Consider the following 2,292-nt stretch of genomic DNA (forward strand, 5'->3'; position numbering starts at 1 on the left):
CCAGCCGTGCTTCCAACTGCCGCACCGTCTCCGCCAGCCCCAACCCTCGCGCACCTTCGAGTCCGGCGCCCGAAGCACCTCGAGCCCCGGACGAGGAGCGCAGGCCCTTGCCTCCGGCATACAGGGCTCCCAGCAGCAACGCGGGTGTCAGCTCGCGCGCGGCCTGCTCGTACTGGCGCTGCGTCAGCGAGTACAATCCATGGCCCGAGCCCGCCAGCAGGTAGTAGGAGCCCAGCGGCACTCCAAACGTCATGGAGTCGAAGGTGCCCAGCGCCACGCTGCCCGGGGCGAAGTGCCGCAGCGCCAGGGCCTGCTCCACTTTCTCACTGGCCTGCTGGTAGGCCGGTGGCAATTGCGCCCGCCGCGCGGTCATCTCCGTGTAGCGGGTGCCGTCGCTTCCCGGGCTGGTGGAGAGAACGTCCCTGGCGGCGCGGCCCATGCCCCGCAGCACGTCTCCGGCCTGTTCGGCCCGATCCGGATAGCGCGACAGCGGCATTCCCCGCCGCTCCAACTCCTCGAGCACCGACGGCATGAGGGCCAGCGTCTGTCCCAACAGTTTGTCCCGGGCCAGCAGCCGCAGCACCTCGTCCACTTCGTCGTCATGGGCCGAGTGCAGGACGAAGAGGGCGAACACCTCGGCGTGGATGAGGCCGTAGCGCTCGGTGGCGGTAGTGAGGAAGGAGGCCCGCTTGCGCTGGAGGATGTGGGCGGCGTCTTCGCGCATGGGCCCCAGGGCGCCCAGCCGCACCGCGTGCCAGTCGTCCAACGCCTCCACCAGCCGGGGCATGTCCACGCGCTGCTGCAACGCGACGAATTCGGCGGGCGAGGTGCACGTGAGGAAGGGGGCAAGCAGCGCCTCCCCGTCGCCGGAGGAGAAGTCGGGCCAGTCCGGGGGCACCGCCTTGCCTCCGCAGGTAGGAGGGCCTTGGGTCGTCGTCCCCGCGCTCGCCAGGGCGACGTCCGAGCCCAGTCCACGGGTGCTCCGGCGGCGATGCAGCCGCTCCTGCCTATCCGGCTCGGTGGAAGTAAGAGAGGCGGGTGCTTCGAGTGGGGGCGTACCGGCTGCCGTTTCCCGCAACGTGGAGAGGGCAAGCGGGCCCTGGGGGCCGCCCTGGCCGGGTTGCGGCGCCAGCGTGACGCACCCGGTGGTGAGCAGCGCAGCCCCCAGCAGTAGCGCCGCCCACGTGTACGCCCGGCCCTCAGCGAGGCGAGCGAGGGAGTGGGCAAGGAAGCGAGGGAGCAGCACGGGTCTACCGGCGAGCTCTTCTTTCAGGGACGACTCCGAAGGGAGGGAGCCATGGCCCTGGAAGCCATCATGGAGCGATTCAAGGAGAGCAGTCCCCTGACGGTGATGGTGCGGTGGGTGATGCAGCAGGCGCTCAGCCGGGAGTGGATGGAGGGGGTGTTCGAGCGCAACCGTGACAAACAGTACACGCGCGAGTTGCTGTTCTCCACGGTGGTGGACCTGATGGGGTTGGTAGCGCTGGGTGAGCCTGCCCCGAGAGGTGGAAGCGGCCACGACGCTGGAGCAACTGGAGGCGGTGGCCGAGCGCTTCGGCAAGGCCCTGGGAGGCACGGGACTGCGCGTGCTGGTGATGGTGGCCAGCATGGGCATGGCCAGGGGACTGCCCCAGGTGCCGCAGGGTGGGCTCACCGGGCTGCTGGGCTCGCCCCGGTACGCACTGCCCGGAGGCCTGTCGCTAGAGGGCGCGACGACGGTACGCATGGTGGCCGACGGCACCGTCCTCGTCACGGGCGTCGCCGCGGGCACGGTGGCGGCCACTGCCGGCAGCGCCTGCACGGATGGCTCCCAGAAGCAGGACGGCCACCACTGGCACCACCTCGCCACCAACAAGAACGACTCCTCGACGGCGCGGGGCGGTCCATGGACGCCGGTATTCGAGGACCTCTTCGAGAAGGCGGGGATGTCGCTGGATGCGAAGGAGAACCTTGTCTACCTCAAGGGCCACAAAGGGCCACACCCGGAGGAATACCACCTGGAGATTCAGCGTCGGCTCTCCAGTGCGCTCGCACGGTGCCGCACTCAGCCGCAATGTCGAGACCTTCTGGTGAAAGCCCTCAAGGAGATCGCGGACGAGGTCTGTACGCCAGGGTCAGAGCTCCACCGGTTGCTGACGAAGAGATAAGACAGCGCCATGGGTGACGAGCGATGAGCCGTTTCTACGACCTGACGGATGACAGGCGCGAACCAGAACGCTGGCACCTGCGCCACCCCATCGATGAACAAGGTCAAAAGATCGATCCCTGGCAGTTCACCGAGGGCCGACGGCT

The 2,292-nt window shown here is 68.8% G+C and carries 1 protein-coding gene and 2 pseudogenes; 2 read left to right on the forward strand and 1 reads right to left on the reverse strand.

Translation table 11 applies throughout. The annotated features are described in order from the left end of the window. Positions 1-1,246: pseudogene (locus tag DAT35_RS60435) on the reverse strand (hypothetical protein); the annotation flags it as partial. 105 nt (positions 1,247-1,351) lie between these two features. Here DAT35_RS60435 and DAT35_RS62670 point away from each other — a divergent pair. Together DAT35_RS62670 and DAT35_RS57865 are read left to right on the forward strand one after the other, a co-directional pair. Continuing rightward, positions 1,352-1,489: pseudogene (locus tag DAT35_RS62670) on the forward strand (IS4 family transposase); the annotation flags it as partial. A 4-nt stretch (positions 1,490-1,493) separates the two neighbouring features. Continuing rightward, the gene (locus DAT35_RS57865; RefSeq protein WP_369946759.1) at positions 1,494-2,147 is read left to right on the forward strand and encodes an AHH domain-containing protein; all 654 of its coding nucleotides are present in this window, start codon (positions 1,494-1,496) and stop codon (positions 2,145-2,147) included. Positions 2,148-2,292: the final 145 nt, after the last annotated feature.

This window comes from Vitiosangium sp. GDMCC 1.1324, assembly GCF_003044305.1.
In the GTDB taxonomy this organism is placed as follows: domain Bacteria; phylum Myxococcota; class Myxococcia; order Myxococcales; family Myxococcaceae; genus Archangium.